At 50.2% G+C, this 5,630-nt stretch carries 4 protein-coding genes and 1 riboswitch; all 4 genes read left to right on the top strand.

Annotated features, from left to right (window positions below):
* On the top strand, positions 1-782 hold a 782-nt coding region (locus HMPREF9163_RS12590; protein WP_009441587.1), incomplete at its 5' end, for a recombinase zinc beta ribbon domain-containing protein.
* A gap of 95 nt (positions 783-877) precedes the next feature.
* Positions 878-1,050: riboswitch (cobalamin riboswitch) on the top strand.
* A gap of 185 nt (positions 1,051-1,235) precedes the next feature.
* Positions 1,236-3,479, top strand: coding sequence for a TonB-dependent receptor (locus tag HMPREF9163_RS09610; protein ID WP_037346898.1), 2,244 nt, complete (start codon positions 1,236-1,238; stop codon positions 3,477-3,479).
* Positions 3,480-3,566: 87 nt separating this feature from the next.
* Positions 3,567-4,838: a PepSY-associated TM helix domain-containing protein gene (locus HMPREF9163_RS09605; RefSeq protein WP_009441585.1), complete on the top strand. Its 1,272-nt coding sequence runs from the start codon at positions 3,567-3,569 to the stop codon at positions 4,836-4,838.
* 212 nt (positions 4,839-5,050) lie between these two features.
* Positions 5,051-5,630, top strand: a 580-nt coding sequence (locus HMPREF9163_RS12585) for a magnesium chelatase domain-containing protein (protein WP_009441584.1), incomplete at its 3' end; no start/stop codon positions are given.

Raw genomic sequence — 5,630 nt, 5'->3', positions numbered from 1 at the left:
ACTTCCTCGATAAGACGCGACGGAAGAATACGGGTGAGATTCCGCAGTACTATGTGGAGGAGCATCACGAGGCAATTATTCCGCCAGACTTATTTGACTTTGTCCAGTCGGAGATAAAGCGTAGAGAGCAGAACGGAAAGCACAGCGGCGTCAGCATCTTCGCGAATAAAATCAAATGCGGATGCTGTGGAGGTTGGTACGGAGCGAAGGTATGGCACTCCACGGATAAGTACCGCAGAGTCATCTATCGTTGCAACAAGAAATACGCCCACAAGGGCAAGCCATGCAGCACACGGCATCTGACGGAGTGTGAGATCAAACAGATTTTCGTTAAGGCTCTGAACTCCTTGGTGGAAGTCAAAGAGAATGTGATTGCGGAACTCCGTTCTCTGATTGGCAGTGTTTGCCAAACGGGGGAGATGACGGAGGAACGGGATAAAGTAGAGCAGGAACTCGGCGTTTTGGCAGAACGGCTCGAAATGCTGATTCGAGAGAATGCACGGGTAGCACAGGATCAGACGGTGTATCTGAAACAGGAAAATGAGATTCGTGCGATTTATATGGAAAAGCAGGGGGATATGGAAAAGTTGGATGACCAAATTGCCGAGAGGGAGAGCAAGAGAAACACCTTGGAGACCATGATTCAAGTAGTATGTGGTATCGACGGGGAGCTAGTTGAGTTTGACGAGGAATTATGGAGTGGGCTGCTCGAGCACATTTGTGTGAAGGCGGACGGTCAGATAGTTGTTATTTTCAAGGGCGAGATTGAAATTGGTGTTTGAGGATAATTCATGTATGCAAAAAGGGAATATAGTTGTATAGTATGTCTTGACAAGGGATAAAGGCTCATGCTACCATAGTCACGGAAACAGCAAAACTTTATACGGTTGAGTCAGGTGCCGCAAGGCTTAATAGGGAATCCGGTAGATGCCGGAGCGGTCCCGCCACTGTAGCAGCGAGTGCCTCTGTGATATGCCACTGGGAAACTGGGAAGGTACAGGGAAACGATGAACTGGAGCCAGGAGAACTGCCTGATTTAGAATCGCCGATTGACCTACGAGTGATGGGGAGGAGATTACGTGCATCGAATTTTTCGGTGTATTAGTTTTGTGTGGTACTTTTGCCATGATGTGATGAAGTTTCAGCCTCATTTCTCGTATGGGAGAAATGAGGCTGTTTTATATGTAATGATCTCTGTATTATTTTTTAGGAGGAGAAAGGAAGTCTTTCAAAAAATGAATCCATGGAAAAAGAAATGTCTCACATTGGCAGTCCTCTGTGCGTTGACAGGTGGGAATACCCCCATTGTAGGCGCAGCTGAACGTAATTTTTCCGCCGAGGCATCATCGTCCGACACGGCAGAAAATGGAATGGATGAGTCTTCTCGTTCTTTACAGAGCGAACGCGATCTTGGTGAGACGATCGTCACAGCGACCCGCATCTCAGAACCGCTGATGAAGGTTCCCGCCAATGTCACAGTAATTACATCAAAGGAACTGGAAAAACGGCATGTGTTCAGCCTGCGTGAGGCTCTGGCACGTGAGGCGGGGATCTATATCTCACCGACAGCGGATGTCAAGGACGGCGTGACAATGCGTGGGTTTTCCGGTTCTGATATTCTCGTTATGTATAACGGGCAGATGCTCAATACCGCCTTTGACGGCGGCGTGAACTGGGATTCGATCCCCCTCTCAAACATTGACCGCATTGAGATCGTGCGCGGTGCAGCCTCTTCGCTCTACGGCGGTCATGCCGTTGCAGGTGTCATCAATATCATTACCAAGAAGCCGGATGCGTCAGACAGCACAAAAATGGAGCTGATTCACGGGCAGATCGATGTCCTGCGCGGCAGCAATAATACATGGCAGCGCGGGCTTCAGGTCACGGGTGGTGATAAAAACATCTCCTTCCGCGTCGGCTATGAAAAGCGCACCTCGGACGGCTGGGTAGGACATGCCGTTACAACTGATGAGGACGATAGAAGCTATACGCCCGATGCAACCGGATCCTTCCACAAATTGTCTGATGGTAATTATATTGTAGGGAGCCGCGGCGCAAAGAAGAAGAAAAGCGAAAATACCTTCGTTGATCTGAATTATGCGTTCGACAAGAACCGCTCGCTCGATTATAGTTATTTGCACGCCTCATACGAGTATTCCTATCACGATCCCATCACCTATTTCCGTGATTTTGCAGGAAATCCTACATTTTCGGGCATTGTGCAGCTGCCAAACGGCAACTACCTTACTGTCACGCCCGATGACTTCCTCGGCTACCTCGGTAGGAGGGAGCAGGATATTCACAAGCTGCGCTATGAGGACACGAAGAACGATTTCAAGGCGGGAATCGGCTACAGCAATACATGGAAGGATGGCTATTCTTCTGCCTACGATGCGACAAGCATTGATTGGACAGGCACTGGAGATCGTGCTGAATATCCGACGAAGAACTACAATGCGGATCTGCAAAAGCAGTGGATGATTGGAAACAATACCGTGCTCGCAGGATTCTCGTGGATAAAGGATAAAATGCGGTATCGCAGGTATGACCTTTTGCATTGGAAGGACTGGGATTCGGTCAATGGTGTGCCGTATCAGCAGAGTGGCGGCTCCGTAATGTCCAGTGCGCTCTTTGTACAGGATGAACTGGCGCTTGATGCCCGATGGAAACTGCAGCTTGGGATGCGTTATGATCGGTTTGACAAGCAGGATGGTTATTCCTATATCGGTACGGTGCGAAAGAGCTACGAAGATACAGTATTTCACGCGTGGAGTCCGAAGATTGCCGTCAGCTATGAGCCGCAGAAGGATACGATGATCTATTTGAGCTACGGAAAGTCCTTCAATCCTCCCTCAATATACAAGCTTTATCGCCGTGCGGGTGACAGACCGCGCTCCATCCAGGCAAATCCAGATTTGACACCGGAAATCTCCCGTACGTTTGAACTGGGGATTAAGCAGAAGATCGATAAGAACACATCCTATGGCTTGACACTCTTCCGCGTGGATACTGCGGACAAAATTGCGATTGAGACGAGGAATCGCGTGCGTGCATACTATAATATGAACAAGTCAATGATCAAGGGGGTGGAGCTGGCGGTGAAGCACCGTTTCCATCGTGATTGGCAGACATATTTCAATTACACCTTTGAATCTGGCGAAGATACGATTGGCGGAAAAACCTATCGTAACTGGGATCTGCCAAAGCATATGATGCGGTTCGGTATCGAGTATAACCGCGATAAGTTTAACGGCACGTTGGATACACAGTACGTCGCTGCACGCCAAAGCGTGGATACGGTGACGGGCGAATATGGATCGGAGGACAGTTTCTTCGTTACCAATCTGTATCTCAATTACAAAATCAATGAGAACTTTAAGTTGCGGTTCGGCATCGAGAACCTATTCAATCGCAAATACTATGCGGGTGAAACAGCGAACGACAGAACCTATACCTTTGGCACGACCTACTCGTTCTAAGTAGACGCGTGTCTGCATTGAAGCCCCGACGGAATGCCGGGGCTTCATTTGCTATCATTATTCTATTGTATTGCAAAGGATCATTCGATGAAACTTCTCTATCGTTTCCACCGTTGGATCAGCGCAATATGTGCGTTGTTTTTCCTCCTGCTCTGTCTAACAGGGCTGCCGCTGATCTTCAGTGGGGATATCTATCGGTGGAATGAGGTCGATGAGCGACCGAGTTTTGGTGAACTCTCCTATCAGGAGCTATGGAGCGGAGCAACGGCAGGATTAGCACGGATCGCATCAGAGATGCCGGAGCGCGATGTAGACGTGATTTCTACCGATACAGAGCGGGGCGTGCTTTTATACAGCCTCACATGGCAGGAAGAGAACGGAACTGCACGCAGAGCGCGTGTCGCCTATGCGCCCGTTCAGGATGAACTCGTTCCATGGCGTGGGACACATGTCAAATCTCCGGCGCTTGCCAGTTTTATGGGGACGATGCACAATCTGCACTTAAAAATGTCAATGGGGCGTAGCGGCATGATTTTCCTCACGGTCATGTGTTTTCTTTCCTTCCTCTCTATCGTGGGGGGGATTCTGCTCTATCCGTTCTTTATGCGCCAACGCCTTTTTGGAGGGACACGCGGCGGAATGTCTGCGGGGAATTTCTTCGACTGGCATAATTTTCTTGGGATGATCACTGCGGTATGGGCAGGACTGATGACCCTCAGCGGCGTGGCGATTGCCGCCTATATCATCGGACATGGAAGCTATCGGGCGGATGTGGAGGCGGCACTTCCCGTTGATATTCACAATCAAGAGCCCATTGCATATGAGGAGATGATTTCCTATGCAGCAGATCATTTCCCGACACAGAGACTCCTTTACCTTGCAAATGTCAGAGAGGATGAGCCTGCCGTTATGACGCTGACGGATGAGGGACATCCATCGATGTTCCGTGGGCAGGAGGTATATCTCATCCGTACGGAGGAGGGGCTGACGCATATCACACAACCCATGCCGCGCTGGCTCACACTGTGTGATTCCCTGCGTACGCTCCATCTCTATAATCATGACACCATGCCGCTCAAGCTGATCTGGGCGGTGCTTGACATGCTCACGATTGTCGTCATTGTGAGCGGCTTTGCCGGTTGGTTCCAGCGACATCGACGGAAAAAAGAAATTCCACCCGTTCTGACAGATGGAACGAGACCCATTACAGCAATGTGGTCGATGCCCGCGCTCTTTGCACTGCTTTCCATCATCGGCATGACAGCGCCGCTTTCATACGCGGAGACGGGCGATTCTATTGGGACAGTGGCATGGGGATGCTGCCTGCTGCTCATGATTTATCTATGGCAAAGAGGATGACGGTAAATCTTTTATCGTGTTCCAAGGCAAGATAGGGTAGGTATTGAAGGATACCTCCGTTTAATCTATACAAGCGAGATTTCATTTATCATACTGGACAAGTCATCCTAGTAAGCGCTTGGAATCTCTTTTCTTTTGCAAAGAATCATTAGCCATCTCGCCCTATCCTGTGTTATAATTTTCTTATATTTGAAACGTAGGAGGGAAGGCCGTTGTTTGCAAAGACCTATGGTGCGACGACCCTCGGGATAGATGGACGGATTATCGACGTTGAGGTGGATGTGTCGCCCGGGCTGCCGGGCTTTGAACTGGTGGGGCTTCCCGATACGTCGGTGAAGGAGTCGAAGGAGCGTGTACGGACTGCAATCCGCAACTCGGGCATTCAGTTGCGGCAGGAGCGTGTGACGGTGAATCTTGCGCCCGCCGATGTGCGAAAGGACAGCTCCGGGCTTGATCTGCCGATTGCGGTTGGTCTCCTTGCATCCTACGGTATGGTTCTGGAGGCGGCGGTGCAGAATGCGCTCTTCTCGGCAGAGCTTTCCCTCGATGGGAACTGTCGTCCGATCAGCGGCATTCTTCCGATGGCAATCACGGCGCGGGAACATCGGCTGACGGAGTTTTACGTTGCACCGTCCAATGTGGATGAGGCACTCCTCATTGACGGGCTGAAGGTCTATGCGGTCGAAAATCTGGCGCAGCTTGTGCGTCATCTGACAGGCACGGAGATTCTGACCCCCGCCATGCCACAAGCAAAAGAACAGAAAAAGGATGCCGCTTTCACCGATGACTTTG

It is taken from the genome of Selenomonas sp. oral taxon 138 str. F0429 (assembly GCF_000318175.2).
Classification (GTDB): domain Bacteria; phylum Bacillota; class Negativicutes; order Selenomonadales; family Selenomonadaceae; genus Centipeda; species Centipeda timonae.
This window is presented reverse-complemented; position numbering and strand designations above follow the sequence as displayed.